The sequence below is a fragment of the Desulfobacula sp. genome, assembly GCF_030145145.1.
In the GTDB taxonomy this organism is placed as follows: Bacteria; Desulfobacterota; Desulfobacteria; order Desulfobacterales; family Desulfobacteraceae; genus Desulfobacula.
Genome location: NZ_JAQYWD010000021.1, coordinates 1 through 18,432 on the forward strand (window position 1 = coordinate 1; position 18,432 = coordinate 18,432).

The 18,432-nt window shown below is 46.2% G+C and carries 14 protein-coding genes; 3 read left to right on the forward strand and 11 right to left on the reverse strand.

Annotation, left to right across the window (positions count from 1 at the left end):
- Positions 1 to 441: 441 nt before the first annotated feature.
- A complete protein-coding gene (locus Q1Q15_RS13070) occupies positions 442 to 1,761 on the forward strand; it encodes a hypothetical protein (RefSeq protein ID WP_300460577.1) in 1,320 nt (439 codons plus the stop codon).
- Between the two features lie 191 nt (positions 1,762 to 1,952).
- Here the strand turns inward: Q1Q15_RS13070 and Q1Q15_RS13075 are convergent, their stop codons facing one another.
- On the reverse strand, positions 1,953 to 2,972 hold the full coding sequence (locus Q1Q15_RS13075) for a sensor domain-containing diguanylate cyclase (RefSeq protein WP_300460580.1): 1,020 nt from the start codon (positions 2,970 to 2,972) through the stop codon (positions 1,953 to 1,955).
- A gap of 351 nt (positions 2,973 to 3,323) precedes the next feature.
- On the opposite strand from Q1Q15_RS13075, the gene Q1Q15_RS13080 reads away from it, so the two are divergent.
- Entirely contained in the window at positions 3,324 to 4,211 is an 888-nt protein-coding gene (locus Q1Q15_RS13080; protein ID WP_300460582.1) for an epoxyqueuosine reductase, read from the forward strand.
- Between the two features lie 186 nt (positions 4,212 to 4,397).
- Here Q1Q15_RS13080 and Q1Q15_RS13085 read toward each other — a convergent pair whose 3' ends face one another.
- Together Q1Q15_RS13085 and Q1Q15_RS13090 are read right to left on the reverse strand one after the other, a co-directional pair.
- Complete coding sequence (locus Q1Q15_RS13085; protein WP_300460585.1) at positions 4,398 to 6,047, reverse strand: fatty acid--CoA ligase; 1,650 nt, start codon at positions 6,045 to 6,047, stop codon at positions 4,398 to 4,400.
- A gap of 293 nt (positions 6,048 to 6,340) precedes the next feature.
- Positions 6,341 to 6,565 (reverse strand): hypothetical protein, encoded by a 225-nt coding sequence (locus Q1Q15_RS13090; protein WP_300460588.1) that lies wholly within the window; start codon positions 6,563 to 6,565, stop codon positions 6,341 to 6,343.
- Positions 6,566 to 6,799: 234 nt separating this feature from the next.
- Between Q1Q15_RS13090 and Q1Q15_RS13095 the strand changes: the two genes are divergently transcribed.
- A complete protein-coding gene (locus Q1Q15_RS13095; RefSeq protein WP_300460590.1) occupies positions 6,800 to 8,704 on the forward strand; it encodes a tetratricopeptide repeat protein in 1,905 nt (634 codons plus the stop codon).
- A 138-nt stretch (positions 8,705 to 8,842) separates the two neighbouring features.
- Here the strand turns inward: Q1Q15_RS13095 and Q1Q15_RS13100 are convergent, their stop codons facing one another.
- From Q1Q15_RS13100 to Q1Q15_RS13135, 8 genes are all read right to left on the reverse strand, one after another.
- Positions 8,843 to 9,970, reverse strand: a complete 1,128-nt coding sequence (locus Q1Q15_RS13100) for a hypothetical protein (RefSeq protein WP_300460592.1) — start codon at positions 9,968 to 9,970, stop codon at positions 8,843 to 8,845.
- Positions 9,971 to 10,028: 58 nt separating this feature from the next.
- Positions 10,029 to 10,655 (reverse strand): TetR/AcrR family transcriptional regulator, encoded by a 627-nt coding sequence (locus tag Q1Q15_RS13105; RefSeq protein WP_300460595.1) that lies wholly within the window; start codon positions 10,653 to 10,655, stop codon positions 10,029 to 10,031.
- Between the two features lie 372 nt (positions 10,656 to 11,027).
- The gene (locus tag Q1Q15_RS13110) at positions 11,028 to 12,476 is read right to left on the reverse strand and encodes an MFS transporter (RefSeq protein WP_300460598.1); all 1,449 of its coding nucleotides are present in this window, start codon (positions 12,474 to 12,476) and stop codon (positions 11,028 to 11,030) included.
- 103 nt (positions 12,477 to 12,579) lie between these two features.
- The gene (locus Q1Q15_RS13115; RefSeq protein WP_300460599.1) at positions 12,580 to 14,271 is read right to left on the reverse strand and encodes an FAD-binding protein; all 1,692 of its coding nucleotides are present in this window, start codon (positions 14,269 to 14,271) and stop codon (positions 12,580 to 12,582) included.
- Between the two features lie 25 nt (positions 14,272 to 14,296).
- Complete coding sequence (locus tag Q1Q15_RS13120) at positions 14,297 to 14,506, reverse strand: ferredoxin family protein (RefSeq protein WP_300460602.1); 210 nt, start codon at positions 14,504 to 14,506, stop codon at positions 14,297 to 14,299.
- Positions 14,507 to 14,551: 45 nt separating this feature from the next.
- Complete coding sequence (locus tag Q1Q15_RS13125) at positions 14,552 to 15,241, reverse strand: class II aldolase/adducin family protein (protein ID WP_300460604.1); 690 nt, start codon at positions 15,239 to 15,241, stop codon at positions 14,552 to 14,554.
- Positions 15,242 to 15,246: 5 nt separating this feature from the next.
- Positions 15,247 to 17,214 (reverse strand): TRAP transporter fused permease subunit, encoded by a 1,968-nt coding sequence (locus Q1Q15_RS13130; RefSeq protein ID WP_300460606.1) that lies wholly within the window; start codon positions 17,212 to 17,214, stop codon positions 15,247 to 15,249.
- Positions 17,215 to 17,335: 121 nt separating this feature from the next.
- The gene (locus Q1Q15_RS13135; RefSeq protein ID WP_300460609.1) at positions 17,336 to 18,355 is read right to left on the reverse strand and encodes a TAXI family TRAP transporter solute-binding subunit; all 1,020 of its coding nucleotides are present in this window, start codon (positions 18,353 to 18,355) and stop codon (positions 17,336 to 17,338) included.
- Between the last annotated feature and the right edge of the window lie 77 nt (positions 18,356 to 18,432).

Genomic DNA, 18,432 nt, shown 5'->3' on the forward strand with positions numbered 1-18,432 from the left:
ACCGAGTTTTTCCGCCACAAGTGTAGCCCGGCATAGAGCCTGTCAACATAGCCCATCCAGCGAAGGAAAGGTAATCTGGTCTGAACGGGTATGGGATATTCATAAAAAGTTACATGCGATTGCCCTGGATATTTACCGGTTCATCTGTGTGTTTATATACAAGATTACCGGATAGGTCGGTGGGCCGTTATCGATAAAGGAATGGCTATAGAATAAAAATAGCTCTGCTCTTTCCATTACATGGATAACGATGAAATCGAAAGATTTTTTATTTGATATTCCAACTCTCTTTTTGTATAGTATTCGATATCACGTTGAACCGCCTTATGATTCAGTTCTGAAATGAAGATCGTTGTATAACCCTCCTGGTAAGGAAGCTTGTCCCTATCTTTTTTCCGTGAAAAATCAACACTAAAACAATGGATAAAAAGGAGGAAGGTTATGAAAAAAACACAAAGGTGCTGGAATGAAAAGATGGAAACATTAAGTGCCGATGAATTCCATGCAGTCCAATCCGCAGCTTTACGGAAACAGCTGGCATATGTTGGAAAAAACTCTGCCTTTTACCGGGATAAATTTTCAGTCGCCAATTTTGATATCAAGGATGTAAAAAGTATTGGTGACTTGAAAAAACTTCCATTTACGGTAAAGCAGGAACTTCGAGACAGTCTTGCAACACAAAAACCCCTGGGACGTCATGCATCCACAGGGATTGAGAATGTCATTCGAGTGTATTCCACCAGCGGTACAACCGGCGTTCCCACCTATATCGGTCTTACCCGGAATGACAGGCTTTTATGGCGCGAATCGGCAAACAGGGCCATGTGGACATGCGGTATGAGGCCCGAACATATTGTCCCGCTGCCCATTGGCACATTTTTTATTGCGGCATCCTATGGAGAAGCCATTGAAAATCTTGGTTCAACCCTTGTCCCTGTTGGTGTCGGGGCAACGGATCGGCTGCTGGGGGCGATCCGGAACCTGGGTGCCAACTTTATTCTTTCAACCGCCTCATTTCCCTTTTATCTCATGGACTACTGCGAAAAAAAAGGCGTCGACACCCGGACACTTGGAATCAAGGGATTTATGGTAGGCGGCGAGCCTGGGGGCAGCATCCCTGAATTGAGGAAACAGGTGGAAGAGGGGTTTGGTGCCGTCGTCCGGGAAACCATGGGGAACGGGGATATCATGGGGCTTATGTGGGGTGAATGTGAATATAAAAACGGAATGCATTTTTTGGGTGCCGATACCTGCCATGTGGAAATCGTAAACCCTGACACAGGAGACGTACTGGATATTAAAAAAGGCATTAAAGGAGAGTTGGTCTACACCTCTCTGAACAGGGAATGCCAGCCGTTAATCCGTTTCAGATCACGGGATCATGTTAAAGTAATCCATACAAATTGTGCCTGCGGGCGGACAGGTTTCTGCATTAAATGTATCGGAAGAACCGATGACATGATGATAATTTCAGGTGTAAATGTTTATCCTTCAGCCATCCGGGACGTTATAAGCAGCCTTTCACCAGATACCACAGGAGAAATCCTTATCCGTGTGGATGCCCCGTTACCCGCTGTAAAACCACCATTAAAAATAAAGGCAGAACATGGGGAGAAGGTAAAAGACCTTGAGGCATTAAAATCCAAGATCGAAACCCTGCTCAGGGAAAAGTTGATCTTCTCTTCTGATGTGACCCTTGTCAAACCCGGCACGCTTCCAAAATATGAATATAAGGCCATGCTGGTAGAAAAGAATTACTGATTCGGTATTTATGGTTCATACTCTGCGCCTTGTTTCAGTGAAAGAATTTCCTCGCTGACAAGCCGTGTGGGCAGCCTTGCCGTTGCAAATATTGAGGATCGTCTTTATCAGGTGCTCAGCAACGTGGTAAAAGAGCATGGCGCACGCAGTTCTCAAGGCGTGGTGATTCAGTTTCCCCTGACCCACGAAGATCATGCTGTAATTCCGACCCGATCCTTTCCGGTATTTTTCACCCGGAACATCGCCTGGTCGGCCAAGGCAAGCAACTCTTTGACATCACCTGCATGATCGGGAAAGGTTGCTACACCGAAACTGGCGGTTACCCGAATATTGCGGTCCCAGCGGGTCAGAAACGTGGTGGCTTTGATGGATTCTCGAATCTTTCGTGCGGTTTCGACGGCGTGAAAATTATCAGTATCCGGCAGCACCACCACGAACTCATCCCCGCCATATGCCACGGCAAAGGCATCATCACCAATACCCCCCCGGATCTTTTGGGCTACTTCCCGCAGGGCCCGGCTGCCATTTAAGTGCCCTTCCGTATCGACAACCGTCTTGAAATTATCGATGTCCATGAAAATAAGGGAAAAACAGCCCTTCCCGGCATTAAATTTCTGGACGAGGTCCTCCAGGGAATGATAGAGATAGCGCTGGTTGTAAAGTCCGGTCAAGCTGTCCCGGATGGCCATATCCCGCATCTTTCTGTAACGGCGGGTATTCTCCATACCGATGGCCAGATAGTCTGAAACCATGGTCAGCAATTCAAGGCTCATCTCATCCAGTGACCTGGGATTGACCATTTCCAGAACGCCCAGTGTACGTCCGGCAAATACGATGGGTACGCAAACCAGGGATTTTGTGCGATAACCGGACAACTCGTCCACTTTGCCATGAAAAAAATCGTAGTCCCTGACATCCTCCAGAACGAGCAGTTCCTGTTTTAGGGCACAGTGGCCGGCCGCACCCTGGCCGAGAGCCAGCCGGACATCTTTCACCAGTTCAAGATCGAGATCAATGCTCAACTCAAAGCGCAATGATTCGGTGGCTTCATCTAAGATCAGAAGCGACCAGGTTTCGGAAGGGAAGAGTTTGGAAATTTTTTCCATGATCCGTTCCAAAAGCCGATTCGGATCCAGCTCTGAAGTCAGCGCTTTCCCAAAATCCAGACAGCTAAGCAATAGTTCACGGCTTAATCTTTTACCCGTTTTCATTTTTACTCCCTGTTGACGAGGCTCAGAAATTGCTATTATTAGTCCGCCTGAAAACATTGTTGACCATAAAACCATGAGTGTCAACTCTCACCGTTTATTTTTTCAAGAACCTTGCTCAGATTCAGATGTAAATTGATTTTTCAATCCCTTTACATTATGAATAAACATTGATATGCCTTCCGTCGGATAAATCCAATGCCCAGATGGGAAAGCATTGTACATGATCCTGTTTTTTACTTAGACAAATGATCAAACGCCGGATTGACAATTGTTATGAAAATGTTAACAATCGCGCCGGCTATATTTGGCCTGTACGAATGCCAAGATATGTCATATGAAAGGTCAAAAAAATTGAATATGCTTTCAAGTTCGGAATTGACTCGCAAGATTATAGATAAAGCAAAATCCCTGGGCGCATCCCTGGCAGGGGTTGCCAGCATTGAATCTTTGAAAAATTCACCTTCCCACAAACTGTATCCTAAAATTGGGATGAATCTAAATGAGCATTTTGCTGATACGAAAGAGGATCTCAACATTGCCAATGTATTTTGGCCAGCGGATGCCGTTTCAGCAGTGGTGATCGGGATTGAACACAAAGCCGAGGAAGCGCATCTTGACTGGTGGGACGGCAAAGGAACACCAGGCAACCGTATCCTGATAAAAACAAACAATACATTGTCCGAATGGATTGAGAATACATTTCCTGTCAAAACCTATAATCTGCCATATTTTGTAGAAAAAGGCGGCATCTTTTTAAAAGATGCTGCCGTGATTGCCGGTTTGGGATATATAGGAAAAAACAACCTTGTGATTACGCCCGAATATGGCCCCCGTATCCGCTTCAGGGCTCTATTGTTGAACAAAAAAGCAACCTCAACCGGTCCCCTTGAATTCAATCCGTGCGAAAACTGCGGGCAGCCCTGCCGTAAAGCATGTCCGGCAAACGCTTTTCAAACCACCGTTTATTCGGCCAAGGATTTGGGGCAATCGATATTACCTGGCATCAATGGTACATATGATCGGGTTAGCTGCAATATAAAAATGGATAAAGATATTGACGAAGCTGCCATGATGATACCGGCGCATGATAAAAACCAACAGGAAATTCGTCAGTTGATTGAAGAATTTGAAAAAAGTCATATAAAAACACCGAACGGTGATCAACCCTTTAAGTATTGTGTCAAGTATTGCAGAAAATGTGAATTAAGTTGCCCGGTTGGATTGCCGGCAAGACCCTGACCTATTCAGATGATCCGTCACGCGAACATGGATATAAGGCCATGCTCGTGGAAAAAACCACTGATCATCCCGGTCAAAGAGAACTGGATCATATTTTTGTTCAAGGCCAAGCCTGGTGGTGGCCGGAGAGGATCTCAATAACAGGAAACCTGAAAGGGTTGATCCACCCCGGCAATCATCATCCGATTAATGATCGTACTGGGCCCGAATATCTTTTTTACTGATTTTACCCACACTGGTTTTAGGAATCACCGCGTCCATGACAATTTGGGATGGAACCCCATATTTGGGAATAACACCTTTTTCCACAAAGGTCATGCAGAACTCCCGGATATCCGATGCTGTAACCTTGTCCTGGAATCCATCCTTCAGCATCACCATTGCCAGGGGACGTTCCCCCCACTTTTCATCTGCGATACCCACCACGGCCACTTCATTTACAGCGTCATGCTGACTGATGATATCTTCAAGTTCAAGGGAGGAAATCCATTCTCCACCGGTTTTGATGACATCTTTTAAGCGGTCTGTGATTCTCAAATACCCTTCACCATCCATAACCCCAATATCCCCGGTATGGAGCCAGCCATTTTCCCAGAGTTCTTCACTTTTTACCGCATCCTTGACATACCCCTGGGAGAGCCAGGGGGCCCTTGCCACAACCTCTCCAGGCGTTTTTCCGTCATGGGCCAGGGGATTTCCGGCCATATCAACAATTTCAAGCTGGACATTGGGAACCGGAAGACCGGTTTTACAACGAATGTCAATTTGTTCGTCTACGGTCCATTCCATCATATGGGGTTTGATATTTGCCAGGGTAAGCAGGGGGCAGGTTTCCGACATGCCATATCCGGTATATAGATTGATCCCATGTTTCATCGCTTCTTTACATAGCCCTTTGGACAGGGCGGACCCGCCGATAATGACTTTCCAACCCTTAAGATCCAGATGGTTGATGGCCGGGCTTGTGACCAGCATATTCATGATGGTGGGCACGCAATGGGAATAGGTCACTTTTTCACTGACAATGAGTTTGAGCAGCATTTCCGGCTCATATCTGCCCGGGTAAACCTGCTTGGCTCCCAGCAGGGTCATGAGATAAGGCATGCCCCAGGCATGGACATGGAACATGGGGGTCATGGGCATGTACACATCGGAAGAAGTGATATTGGCCTGGGATTGATAGGCACAAAGACCTGACATGGCGCCATAGGTGTGAAGCACAATCTGGCGGTGGCTGAAAAATACCCCCTTGGGCAGACCCGTGGTGCCGGTGGTGTAAAAGGTGGTGGCCATGGTGTTTTCATCAAAATCAGGAAAATCATACACATCCGCTGCTCCGGATACAAGGGCTTCATATTCTCCGACAAAATCAAGACCGGATTCCGGCGGACTGGGCTTGTCTGCCAGCAGGACTACCTGTTTTACGGTTTTAAATTGATCTTTCACGGATGCCAGAAGGGGCACAAAATCTTCGTTTACAAGGATAACATCATCTTCCGCATGATTGATGGTATAGATCAGTTGTTCAGATGTCAGGCGGATATTGATGGTGTGCAGGACCGCCCCCATCATGGGAACGGCAAAAAAGCATTCCAGGTATCGGTGGGAATCCCAGTCCATGACAGCAACGGTATCCCCGGGTTTAACCCCCAGCGATTCAAGCATGTTGGCCAGCTTTTTAACCCTTTTACCAAATGTGGCATACGAATACCGAAGCACATCCCTATAGACGATTTCCTGGTTGGGAGAATAGATCAGCGGTGTATTTAAAATGTTTTTAATCAGCAGCGGATAATGATATGCACTGGGGGTTGGGGTAATTATTTTTGTTGTCATGCGACCTCCTTGGTTGCGGGTTTTTAAAAAAAGCTTTCTTGAACCATTTTCAGGATCGTGCGGCATTTCACTCCCGGGAGTTTTTAATCAGCACCAAAATAGAACGTCCCATGCAGCAATGATTTGCTGAAAGATTTCGATTCAACGGCTTAAACTGATGCGTCGAATATAAAGAATATAAGAAAGGAGGTAAATCAGTGAAAAAACCATTATGGTGTATGGAAAAAACGCAACCCCTTGTAGGCAAATCACCTACAAAGGGCCCTTGATTTGTTCTCTAAAAAATGGAACCATTAAGTACCGATGAATACCTGCAGTCCAATCCGCAGCGTTACGGAAACAGCTGACATATCTTCGTCCATATTTTCGCTTGGATAAAATGGTGCGGTTCTGTTTTTGGTTTCACGGTTCCAGTAAAAAGTGATCCTTTCACGACTGTCTATCTGTTCAGTTGACGGCAGGTCTTTTAACCGCTCAAAGATCTTGATTTTACCGTCAGGTTGCAGTCCAACCAGCAAACACAAAGAAATTCCCGGAGCCCCTTTTATTGATTCGCCGGCTGCTTTATGGTAGTGAATACCGTATTGGATGAACATTCAAAAGAAAATAAAATGGACCCTGTAAAAAAAGAAATTTTTAAAAATAAATATCCCGGATATTTTTATTGAATCCTTTTGTGGGATAAGGCATATGACGGCTCCGGGGCCATGACATTGGCTTTATATGAGTGAATTTTTTAAAAGGAATCCAATATGGATGACCGGAAAATAAAACGCAAACTTGCCGCCATTTTTTCAGCTGATGTCAAAGATTACAGCCGGCTCATGGGGAATAATGAGATTGAAACCATAAAATCCATTAAAGCCTGTCGAGAATTGCTTTTCCAAAAAATTTCTGATCACTATGGCCGGGTTGTTGATTCTCCCGGTGACAATATCCTGGCCGAATTTTCAAGCGTTACGGATGCTGTGGCCTGTGCCGTAGAAATTCAGACGGCATTGGCAGCGCATAATAAGGATCTTCCGGATGATCGAAAAATGGAATTCAGAGTGGGTATCAACCTTGGAGATATTATCGAGGATGATGAAAGAATTTATGGAGATGGAATAAATATTGCCGCCAGGCTTGAAGGACTAGCTGCAAGTCGTGGTATCTGTATTTCCGGATCTGCCTATGATCAGGTCAAAAACAAATTGCCTTTTGGGTATGAATTTTCAGGCACCCAAAAGTTGAAAAATATTTCCGAGCCCGTGCTGGTATACAGGGTTCTGACTGATCCGGAATCGGCAGGAATACTCAAATACAAATGCATTAAAGATGATCCAAAATACAAGCGCAGAAAACGTATTATTGCAGGGTTTATTTTTGTCTTTCTCATGGTTGGGGCCAGTCTCCAGTTTAAGGAAAACACCCCTTTTAATTCGGGTAAACACCGAAAAATCATCAAACAGACTTTGATGAGCCTGAAAATCCCTGACAAACCGTCCATTGCCGTATTACCCTTTGTTAATATGAGTGGAGACAAAGAGCAGGAATACTTTTCCGATGGATTTACTGAAGATTTGATCACGGATTTATCCAAGGTCTCAGGACTTTTTGTGATCGCCCGCAATTCTGTATTTTTCTATAAAAACAAACCGGTAAAGATTGATGAAATCGGCCATGACCTGGGCGTAAAATATGTTCTGGAAGGCAGTGTCAGAAAGGTGGGGGAAAGTGTCCGCATTACGGCTCAACTCATTGATTCAAAAACGGAAGGTCATCTCTGGGCTGAACGGTATGACCGTGATTTAAAAGATATTTTCTCCCTGCAGGACGAGGTGCGTGAAAAAATCGTCTCAGCTCTGGCAGTCCAGATGACCAGTGATGACAAAAAACGGATCAGTATGAAGGATACAAATAATCTTCAAGCCTATGATTATTATCTGAAGGCCAATGGATTATGCAGCACAATGGATCTTGATAAATTGGCCCAGGGCCGGGTGCAGCTGCAAAAGGCCATTGACCTGGATCCTAATTTTGCCAAGGCATATGCAGCCATGGGGAAAACATTTTTTACCCAATGGGTTTTCGGACCGGACAAGGATCCGGCAATTTTAACCAAAGTCTTTGAATGGGCTAAAAAAGCAATTAAAATCAATCCCGATGAACCATCCGGCTATAGTATCCTGTCCCATTATTATCTGTGGACCAAACAGCATGATGCCGGTATTGAAGAAATAAAAAAAGCCATCGCCCTTGATCCGAATAACCCGGAGTGGCAGGCATCTTATGGCGAGTTACTGACCCATTCAAACCAGCCTGAGCAGGGAATTCTCCTCTTGAAAAAAGCAATGCGGCTGGATCCCAAACATCCTGTCTGGTATATGTATGGCCTGGGACATGCCTATTTTCTAATACAGGATTATGACCAGGCCATTGTAACCCTGGAAAAAGCCGTGGAAAAGGCCCCGGATTTCTGGCCCTCTTATCTGCTGCTGGCAACGGCCTATGATGCCAGGGGAATGAAAGAAAAATCCAGGAAGGCGTTAGAAAACGCGTTAAAAGAAAACAAAAATCTTCCCAATGAAAAATGGGAAGATCTGCTGCCCTATAAAGATCCTGCAGCTGGAAAACAAACCATGGAAGCATTAAAAAAGCTGGGGTTTTACAAATAGTCAATGGCACAGCCCTGCAATACCAAAGGTTATAATAAAAACCATCCTATCATTCCCCTATATTTTCAATTAATCTGTTTTTCCATGCTTAACTCCGGTCTATTTAAAACCATTTGTGAACTTAAAAAATACCGTTCTCTAAACCCTGACAAACCATTCCACGGGTCTTCGCAGGGAAACAGGGTCTGGATATTTATTTAAATACCCGACCCTGAGCATGAACTGGGGAATCACCCCTGGCCCATGATTATCCCTTATATTTTTCTGACCGTGCGTTTCTTCCAATGCCTGGGTCATGGGATGAATAGCGATCATTTTTTGCCGGGCCGTCAATGCCATTCTTTGAAATCTTCTGCCCGTTTCAATCAGATCTTTCACGGTATTGCCATCACTGGTTATGACCAGCCACCCTGCCCCTTGGGTGACCTGTTCTTGTATCTTTTGAAATCCCTTATCATTGAACGATTTGCTCAATACATCTTTATTATCCATGAAATGGCGGACATACCACCCGGCCAGGCCTGTGATTTCCATCGCTTCCGGGGTGAGCCCGTCTCGAAACCGTTTAGCATCCCTGTCTTTGAATCTGATCCAGGCGGCCAATTCTTCCATGGCTTTTTTATTGTCCGACTGAATCCTATAATTTTCCACAGCCTCTTTATTCATAAAATTTGCATGTTCCGTTCCCCTTGGGAAATAGAAAAGATGGCCGCCAACGGATTTTGAAAACGCCTTTACATCAGAGGATTTAAGTTCTTTTGACTGCAAATGGCTTTTCACGGTTCTTCTGGCAACCATTCTGTGCAAAGGGATATTCAATGCGGTTGACTTTGACAGGCGGACCCTTACCACATCTGAATCAAACCTGTCTTTGGCAATCACCGTTGTCTTTGCGGCATAGCCAAAGGCCCCTGCCGCCTGGACAAGGTTTTCAACAAAGGCACCCAGGGACAATAAAGTCTCCCGATTACTGCCATCAACGGTTTTTAGGAAGCGATCAGCATCAGAACCCACAACCCAGTCCAATGAAGTGTTTATGCGTACAAACCAGGGCTGGCTGTTGTGGCCACTGGGGGCAAAAGATGCATAATATAATATCTTATATCCATGGGGACCAAGCGTTTCAATGGCGTGGTCATCTGGTATTTGATCAATGCCCATCAACTCGGAACGTAAATTTCGTCCACATGCTGACAAAAACATTCCTGGACCTATTACCAGGGTGGTTGCTGCCACACTTTTTTTTAAAAAATTTCTTCTGTTCATATCAATTCTCCAATAAATATTGTCACTATATGGTGACTTTTTTAATAAAAAAAATGGTTTACCCAAATTTCACAACGGCGCTGCTAATGGTCAAAATTGCTTGTTCTATGCGTTGCCAGCCTTGTTCAGATCCAATATTCAATCCACCGTACAAATCAATATTGTTGGACCGCACCACAAGATAACTGACAGCTGCACCCATGAGCATGATAATTGCCTGTAGATCAACCCGGACTTGATCTTTCATGAAAAACAATTGAAAAAACTCCATGATACTCTGTTCTCTGACCCTTTCCAATTCCCGGGTCAATTCATTGGATTCAGTCATTTCCCAGGCCATAATCGCCAGGGTTAATGGCCTTTTACGAAGTGCCTTGATAAAATTGGTGGCCAGCTCAGACATTCTTTGTTCAAGGGAAAGATGGGAATACCTTTGCAAATCACCGCCTGCCAGTTCTAAAGCTGGCGGCCAGAAATCCCCCTCTTTTCCAAACGTGGCAATCAATCCAGAAAGTCCGCCAAAATATCGGTAAATCAAAACCTTATCGACTCCGGCTTCCCGGGCGATGGCATTTACACCGATTCCCTTGAATCCTTTTTTTGCAAGAAGGCTGCCCACTGCACTTACCAACCGTCTGCTTGTAATCTGTTTATCCCGAATTTTCAATGTTGGTTTCCTGGGCATTATTTCTCCTAAATTAAACTATCAACCATTTGATTCAAAATCATATCACCAGTTAGTGACATAAGTCAATGGGTTTTTCTCATCCATCAAATAAACTGTCAAAAATATGCCCCATGCAAAAGGCAACCTGTCGGTCAGTCATTTTAAAGGGGAATCATCGTGCATGGAAAGGACAAGGGATGACATGGTCATAGACTGATGATGGATCTCTTTTACCAGGTCAATGCCATTATTCAGCGTCACCCAAGCGAATTCCTTCAATGGCCGCCGCTTTTGATATATTTTGGCATATTTTCGCACAATAAATTATATTTTCATTGCGGTTGATTTGTTGAAATTTATTTACAGACGTCAAAGTGTAAGAAAAACAGCTTATTTACCGGCTTGTCGAGTTTCCAGAAGCAATGCCCGAATATTGAGTAGCAAAGCAATACCGGTCAAAGCAGCGGCGGTAACAAAAGCATCATGTAACCCGGCTATTTGCGCATCAATCGGTGCCAGAGTAGCGCCACCACTGGTTCCGGTCCCGGCATAAAAAATAGTCCGACCCGCCCAAATGGCGCCGATGACCGCGACACCAACCGTTTGCCCCAATGTGCGCGACTGGGCCATCATACCCGAAACAATGCCCAGCTGGTGACGGGGAGCAGCACCCATGATGGCACTGTTATTGGGTGACAGGAAGATACCAATACCGGTTCCCACCAAGAATATCCGCACAGCATATCCCAGTATTGTCGTATGGTGATTTAAGGTACTGGCGGCTAAAAATCCAAGAAGCAGAAGCACCAGACCGGTCATGGTAATTTTTCGGCTTCCAACACGATCCGATAATGTACCCGCAAGGGGAGAGGTAATTCCAAGCATCACAGGAATGATGCCCATGAGCAGTCCTACCCGCATGGAGGGGAATCCCAGAATATTTTCCAGATAAAAGGGAAGGATTATCATTGTGCCTCCCAGACCAACAAAACTGATGAAGCCTGTGGTCAGGTTGACACTGAGAATGGCGTTACGGAACAATTTCGGATCAATCATTGGTTGGGCCACTTTGTATTCAATGAAAATAAAAACCGGCATCAGGATCAACCATAATCCTAAGAAAAGGTAAATCATTGGCTGAAAAAAGCCTTGCTGCTGCCCCAGAGTCAATCCAAGCAACAGGAACAGGATACTTGAACACAGGGACAGGGCACCCCAGATATCAAACTGCTGACGGCCGCTGGGTTTGAAATCGGGAATGTTGCGTTTCACCATGATCGTTCCAATGATACCCACAGGGAGGTTGACGTAGAAAATCCAGCGCCAGGAGAGCACGCTCAGGATTACTCCCCCCAGGGCCGGTCCCAGTACAATGCCCATGGAAACGATAGCACCGATAATACCCATGGCCTTACCCCGCTCTGCCGGAGGGAATGCTTCTGTAACGATGGCTGCCCCCAGCGCCATTGTCATGGCAGCGCCAATGGCCTGTAGCACGCGGAACCCGATTAGCCAGTTCACAGATGGAGAAAATCCACAAAGGGCGGATCCAAGCGTAAAGATAATAAATCCTGACATATAAATGGATTTTCTCCCGACCATGTCGGCAATTCGTCCTATACCGGCCATGGTACTGGTGATAGTAAGCAGGTAAGCCAGCACCACCCATTGCACCAGGGCAAATTCAGTATGCAGTTCTCGCACCAGTGTAGGCAACGACACATTGATGATACTGCCATCCACGGTAGCCAGAAAAACACCGGTACCCACTGCTGCCATGGCGTGCCACTTGCGGCTGTAGTCAGGCGTTTCGGTATTGGGTATGATTTCAGGGATCATCGGTCCTCGGTTTTGTGGCTCTCAGTCATTTTTCTTGGAAATACCAGCTTGTGAGATGAATCCAGGTTACAACCAAATGAAGACGTTCTTTAAAAAACGAAAACTAAAAATTGGGTTTAAATCTGTATTGATCAAAAGGAATGTCCTGTGTGGCAAATTTCATCTCCCCCTGGTTTCCCTTGGTCACCTGTATCCATTTGAGCCAGTTTTTGTTATCAGCATGTTCCATATCCTTGCGGTAGAAAATATTGGGGCGGGTTTCCTTTCGCATGATAGCGGCCTTAAGCGTCATTTCAGCAGCACACACCATCGTCTGTGTTTCTTTTGCTTTGATCAGCGTTCTCGTATCACAGGCAGATAAGTTCGCCATCTTTTCATCCCGCAGGTCAACGACCTTCTTGAGGGCATTTTGAAGCCCGTTCTCACTCATCAGGATCAGGACGTCGGCCGGGAAAAGAATTTTTTGAAGTTCATACACCACGTTATCCGGATCAGATCCGTTTTTATTGTTCAGGGGTGCAAAAAAAAGGGTTTGTTTAGCAGCCAGAGACGTCTGGTCCAGCCATCTGTTTCCTGCTGCTTCCCGGTTCAAGGCTGCATTTTCACCAGCAGTATAGCCGGACCAGGTGCAGGCGGCAATAGACCATCCGGTAAACGGGTTGACCCCAAGAGTTCTGGCCATTCCAGCGGCATAAAGCCCTTTTACATGTGTTTTGCAATCAATATCCGCCCATATTCCAAGCTTGTTAGATTCGTAGGCAGGCTGCCACTCGATATTGTTTTCAAGGGGGTCATACCCTTCCTCACGCCTGCATTTTTCAAAAAGGATCGGCATCCACCCGTGGCTGACCTGCAGAATACGAAAGCGCTCACGCTGTTCTTCGGTCATGCTCTCCACATCCATTGTGATGGGGCCGTTGCCCTTCATGGCCTCCTTTGTGGCTGATACAACGATTTTCATCACAGTGGCCCTGTCTTTTAATTCGGGATCGTACTTTTCCATAAAAGGCTCGTCCAGACCGTTTTTCCACCGGACGCCAATGGCTGGCATGATGCCCGACCCTTCGATCTCGTGTTTTGCCGGACGGATATTGATATAGTGAAATTCGGGATTTTTTATCCTTGCGCCTGCATCATAGGCCATAAAAGGCCCTGTACCCTGCAGTTCACACGCCAGATGATGCCCCCGAAAGCCGCCGGAGTTGGTGGCGACAACAACGCTGTCCGCTTTTAAAAGTACATTTTTAGCTGTTTTTGAACCAATCCCCACAGCCCCGGCAATACTGCCGTCCATTGAGGTGATCAGATCATACACATATACATGATCGACAATCCTGACGTCCCGTGATAACGCGATTTTGCGCAAAAGGGTGACCTCGTCAGCAGCAGTCGCATGCTCCGGCCAGAGGTTTTTTAGATATTGGGTACCCCTGGCCTTTGTCCACTGGTAACGGCCTTTTTGTTTTCTGAAAGGAATACCAAAGGACTCCAGGTCTTTGAGGCGTTGAAAAGACCCTTGCAGAACACTTAACGCCATATCCTGATCAACAAGCCACTCGTTTCCCAGTACAATATCCATCAATGCCTTATCCGGGTCATCCTCGGGCAGAAGGACCACCATGGCGCCGCCGGCAAAATAGGAATGCCCTGATTTTCCGGCAAAGGATTTGTCCACAAGGGTCACGGATGCGCCGCATTCAGCAGCCCTGACAGCTGCCCAGAGCCCACCGAATCCGCCGCCGATAATCAGGATATCAGATTTAATCATTTCCCAGATTTTTGACTTTTTATTCATGGAATTATTTCCTTATCGGACCGGACTACCATGCCATGGGCCTGGGTCGTCTAAAAGGGTGAACATCAACGGCTTTTACCGGGCAGGCCAACTCACAACTGAAACAGGTCCAGCAGTCCGCGGGATACTGAACCCTCGCACGGTTTGTTTTGTCCATGACAATGACATCACCCGGGCAGATCAACGCACACACCTTGCATCCGATACACGCTTTTTCATCAATACTGCGAATCATCCAACCTCGCTTTAATGGCATTTCCCGTTAAAAAAATTATGTGAATTATTTTTTACCGATCCGCCAGGAGAAATAGTTCCATGCCCTCTGGTACGCCTTGCCTGCAATGACCTGGTCCCTGACCTTGTGAGCCACCTCTTTTGAAAACCAGTCCGGCTTACCCAGCATCATGGCCTGGGATTGAAGCGCAGCGGCTTTCTCGGCCCATAAAGCGGAGATGCAGGTTTCTTCAATGGATTCTCCGGTCACCAGGTCGCCGTGCCCTTTCAATACAGCCAGATTTGATCCGGCCATGGTATCAACAATTCGGTACCCCATAGCGAAGGTATCCACCAGGCCTGGCTCTTCAAAAATCGGGGCCTTTTCTCCAAACGCTGTTGCACCAAGATTCTCCATGGCCCGAAGTTCGATGCCGGCAGCACTGAGTGCCACAATATTCGGTGAATGGGTGTGGACAACGGCCACAACTTTGGGGCATCTTTGGTAAACAGCCAGGTGCAGCGGTATTTCCTTGGCAGGTTCCAGTTCACCCTTAAGCCTATTACCATCCAGATCCAGAAGGACGATATCCTTCTCACAGGCCTGGCCCGGACTTATTTTACCATTAATCAAAACGTGATCCGTATCAGGGATCCGGACACTGAAATGTCCCAGTTCATCAATGATACCTTCGTGGTCAAGAATCCTGCAGGCGGTCAATAATTTTTCAATCAGTTCATAATATGCTTCCATCATTTCTCCTAAAAAATAACCGACTCTTTTTTCAAAGATGATATGTCATTTTTTTCGGTGTCCTTTCTGGTTTTACGGGCCTTAATAATTTGCCTAAAAAAGAGGAGTCCAAGGATGATCAGCCCCAGTATATCACCCCATAGATTTGGCCAGACGATGGCCACACAGCCTGATATGACGCAGAACTTTAAAATATTTGATTTCATTCGTACCCAGAAATATCCTTCCAGTATGCTGGCCATGGCAGCCACCACCACCACAGTTATGAAAACCGACCAGATAATGTCCAATATACTGCCGTTGAGAATCAGTCCCGGACGGTACATGTAGACTATGGGTACGATAAAGGCCGCCATCGCCAACCGGATAGCCTGGAATCCCGTGGAATTCGGGTTTCCCCCGGCAATGCCGGCCCCGGCATAGGCCGCTACTGCCACGGGTGGAGTAATCGCTGAAATGGCTGAAAAATATACAATAAACAGGTGAGAGGCCATTAAAGGGAAATCCAGTTCCAAAAGGGCGGGAACCGCTAAGGTTGCGGTTAAAACATAGGCCGCGGGTATGGGCATTCCCATTCCAAGAACGATACAGACCGCTGCGACCATAAGAACACATAAAAAACTATTGCCGCCGGTAGCCTGGAACACCAGACTTGTAAATTTGCCCCCCAGACCTGTCAGCATGATCCCGCCAATGACAAGGCCGGCCGCAGCAGACGCATTGGATACTGTCAGGATTCGAACGCCGGTGTTATGGATGGCCGTGTAAATCTTTTTTGGCCCCATGCGGTAGCCGGGCTTGAACCAGCTGATAATGATGGTCGCGCAGATGGTAATCAGTCCCACAACCGTCGGATTCAGCCGGATGGAAATGAGTCCGACCAAAACAGCGATGGGAATAAAATAGATAAAGTTTTCTTTAATAACCGCCCAGGGTTTTTCGATTTTTTCGTCCGTGGAAATGGGGCGAAGATCCTTTTTCACCGCCCGGTAATGCACCTGAATCATGATTCCGGCATAATAGATCAGCGCCGGGATGGCTGCGGCCATTGCAATTTCAATGTATGGGATGCCGGCGACATCCACCATGAGAAAGGCAGCGGTTCCCATAATGGGAGGCAAAATGGATGCCCCCGAAGAAGCTGCCGCTTCTACAGCGCCTGCAAAAACCGGGCTGTAGCCCAGCCGTTTCATCAGGGGGATGGTGATACTCCCGGTTGTGACCACATCAGAGGTGGGGCTTCCGCTCATTGATCCGTAAAGACCGCTGGCAATAACAGCCATTTTGGCGGGTCCGCCGATCATTCGTCCGGCTATGGCAGAGGAGAGACGAAAGAAAAAATCGCCGCCGCCGGCCAAATTAAAGACCTGGCCGAAAAGCACAAACATATAGACATAGGTGCAGGTAACCCCGATGGGGGTACCGAAAATACCGTCAAACGTATAAACCATGCGATCCAGGAACCCCACCAGGTTCATCCCCCGGTGCCCGAATCCCCCGGAAAGATATTTGCCCACAAAATTGTAGACCACAAAAACCATAATTAACAGAACAAGTACCGGGCCAACCGTCCGCCGGGTCACTTCCAGTACCAGCAGGACCAGGGTTGCCGTAAAAAAGATGTCAGCCGGCGTCAGAGGATCAACACCGGTCCAGCGATTAATGATGACGTCTCCATTAATAACAATATACACGCCCACTGAAAATCCCAGGACAGCCATCACAATATCGGCCACAGATACCTTGTTGGATTTATCCCAGGATGAATAATTATAGCAGATAAAGGACAGGGCAAGGATAAAGCTTACAAACATCGCCCGAAGCAGGAAAAAATCAATTTTACCGAATGGCGCTCCATAGATTTCAAGTGCTGCCAAACCCAAAACCAAAACGGTCACAACCCGTTTAAAAAAAGGAGACAAATCCCGCCGCCTGCCTGCTGAGAAAATTGACTTAAAAAAAAGTTTAGTATTCATTACACCCCTCAATTTAAAAAAAAGCCCTTTGCTGTCCTGCCCAATCTGTTCTTTTATTTTTTCCAGGACCTGTCCAGACCTGTTTTTTGAACAGATCCCAAGGGAAAAAACGGGTCCTATCCTATTTTATGACTCCGATTTCCTTATAAAATTTGGCAGCACCGGGATGAAGCTTTACCATGACATCATTGGCCATGATCTGAGGTGTCAGCTCCCTTAAATTGGCATGGACCTTGTGCAGATAGTCAAGGCCTTGATATATGGCTTTTACGACGTCATATACCATTTTATCGCTTTGATCTGCACTGGTGAGCAGCATGAGTTTTGTATTCAGGGTAACACAGTCTTCTTTTTGCCAGGAATAGGTTTTTGCCGGTATCGTAATAGGGCTCATACCAAGTTTTTTACCCAGTACCGCCAGTTTTTCCTTGTCAACCGATAGCATCCGCAATTGATGTTTCTGGCCGTGCTCCAAATACCGGCTCATGGGAAATTGAGCGACCTCCTGGGCGGCATCCAGCTGTCCGGCGTCCCAGAGAGACACTGCCTGTTTGGACGGAATATAATATACTTTTCCTTTCCATGAATTCAATTTATCAACGGTTATGCCATAGGCTTCTAAAACCGTTTCTCCGGAAAGATGCATGAGGGTTCCCTTTCTATTGGCGGAAAGGCGCAGGGGATATTTTTTTTTTGCGATGTCACCAAAGCTTGTAATGCCTGTCTTTTCATCAATAATAAATTGAAAGGCACCGGTTGGATTGAGCACAGCAGCGGTTCTCAGATTAGGGAGACTTTTTTTATAGGGATTCATTGCGTTTACAGCAGCATAATTAGTTGCATCATAGGTGATGGCAAACTGCACCTCATTTTTGCTGACCATGACCTGGTTGGGGCCATCCTTACCCGGTTCAGTTGTTAGCTGGGCATCCGGGATACCACGGCGGATACTTTCCGCAACACCTTCTGTAATAACAGACCATACCCCGCCGGCAGAACCACCGAGAATCGTTATTTTGTAATTTTTATCTGCTGCTGAAGCCTGGGTAGGGGGCAGCAAAAGTGAAAAGGAAATCACACCCAAAAGAACCAAGAACATCCCTTTAAAAAAATTTCTGACACAATTCTTTTTTAAACACATTGTTTTGCTCCTTATGATTAAGTATTAATCTTTGGTAAAACTGTCCTGATTTTTTATTTCCAAATAACGAATTCCAG

Bases quoted from the DNA above. Each gene is read 5' to 3' on its own strand.
- Q1Q15_RS13070 (WP_300460577.1), top strand. From the start codon at position 442: ATGAAAAAAACACAAAGGTGCTGGAATGAAAAGATGGAAACATTAAGT.
- Q1Q15_RS13075 (WP_300460580.1), bottom strand. From the start codon at position 2,972: ATGAAAACGGGTAAAAGATTAAGCCGTGAACTATTGCTTAGCTGTCTG.
- Q1Q15_RS13085 (WP_300460585.1), bottom strand. From the start codon at position 6,047: ATGACAACAAAAATAATTACCCCAACCCCCAGTGCATATCATTATCCG.
- Q1Q15_RS13095 (WP_300460590.1), top strand. From the start codon at position 6,800: ATGGATGACCGGAAAATAAAACGCAAACTTGCCGCCATTTTTTCAGCT.
- Q1Q15_RS13100 (WP_300460592.1), bottom strand. From the start codon at position 9,970: ATGAACAGAAGAAATTTTTTAAAAAAAAGTGTGGCAGCAACCACCCTG.
- Q1Q15_RS13105 (WP_300460595.1), bottom strand. From the start codon at position 10,655: ATGCCCAGGAAACCAACATTGAAAATTCGGGATAAACAGATTACAAGC.
- Q1Q15_RS13110 (WP_300460598.1), bottom strand. From the start codon at position 12,476: ATGATCCCTGAAATCATACCCAATACCGAAACGCCTGACTACAGCCGC.
- Q1Q15_RS13115 (WP_300460599.1), bottom strand. From the start codon at position 14,271: ATGAATAAAAAGTCAAAAATCTGGGAAATGATTAAATCTGATATCCTG.
- Q1Q15_RS13120 (WP_300460602.1), bottom strand. From the start codon at position 14,506: ATGATTCGCAGTATTGATGAAAAAGCGTGTATCGGATGCAAGGTGTGT.
- Q1Q15_RS13125 (WP_300460604.1), bottom strand. From the start codon at position 15,241: ATGATGGAAGCATATTATGAACTGATTGAAAAATTATTGACCGCCTGC.
- Q1Q15_RS13130 (WP_300460606.1), bottom strand. From the start codon at position 17,214: ATGAATACTAAACTTTTTTTTAAGTCAATTTTCTCAGCAGGCAGGCGG.
- Q1Q15_RS13135 (WP_300460609.1), bottom strand. From the start codon at position 18,355: ATGTGTTTAAAAAAGAATTGTGTCAGAAATTTTTTTAAAGGGATGTTC.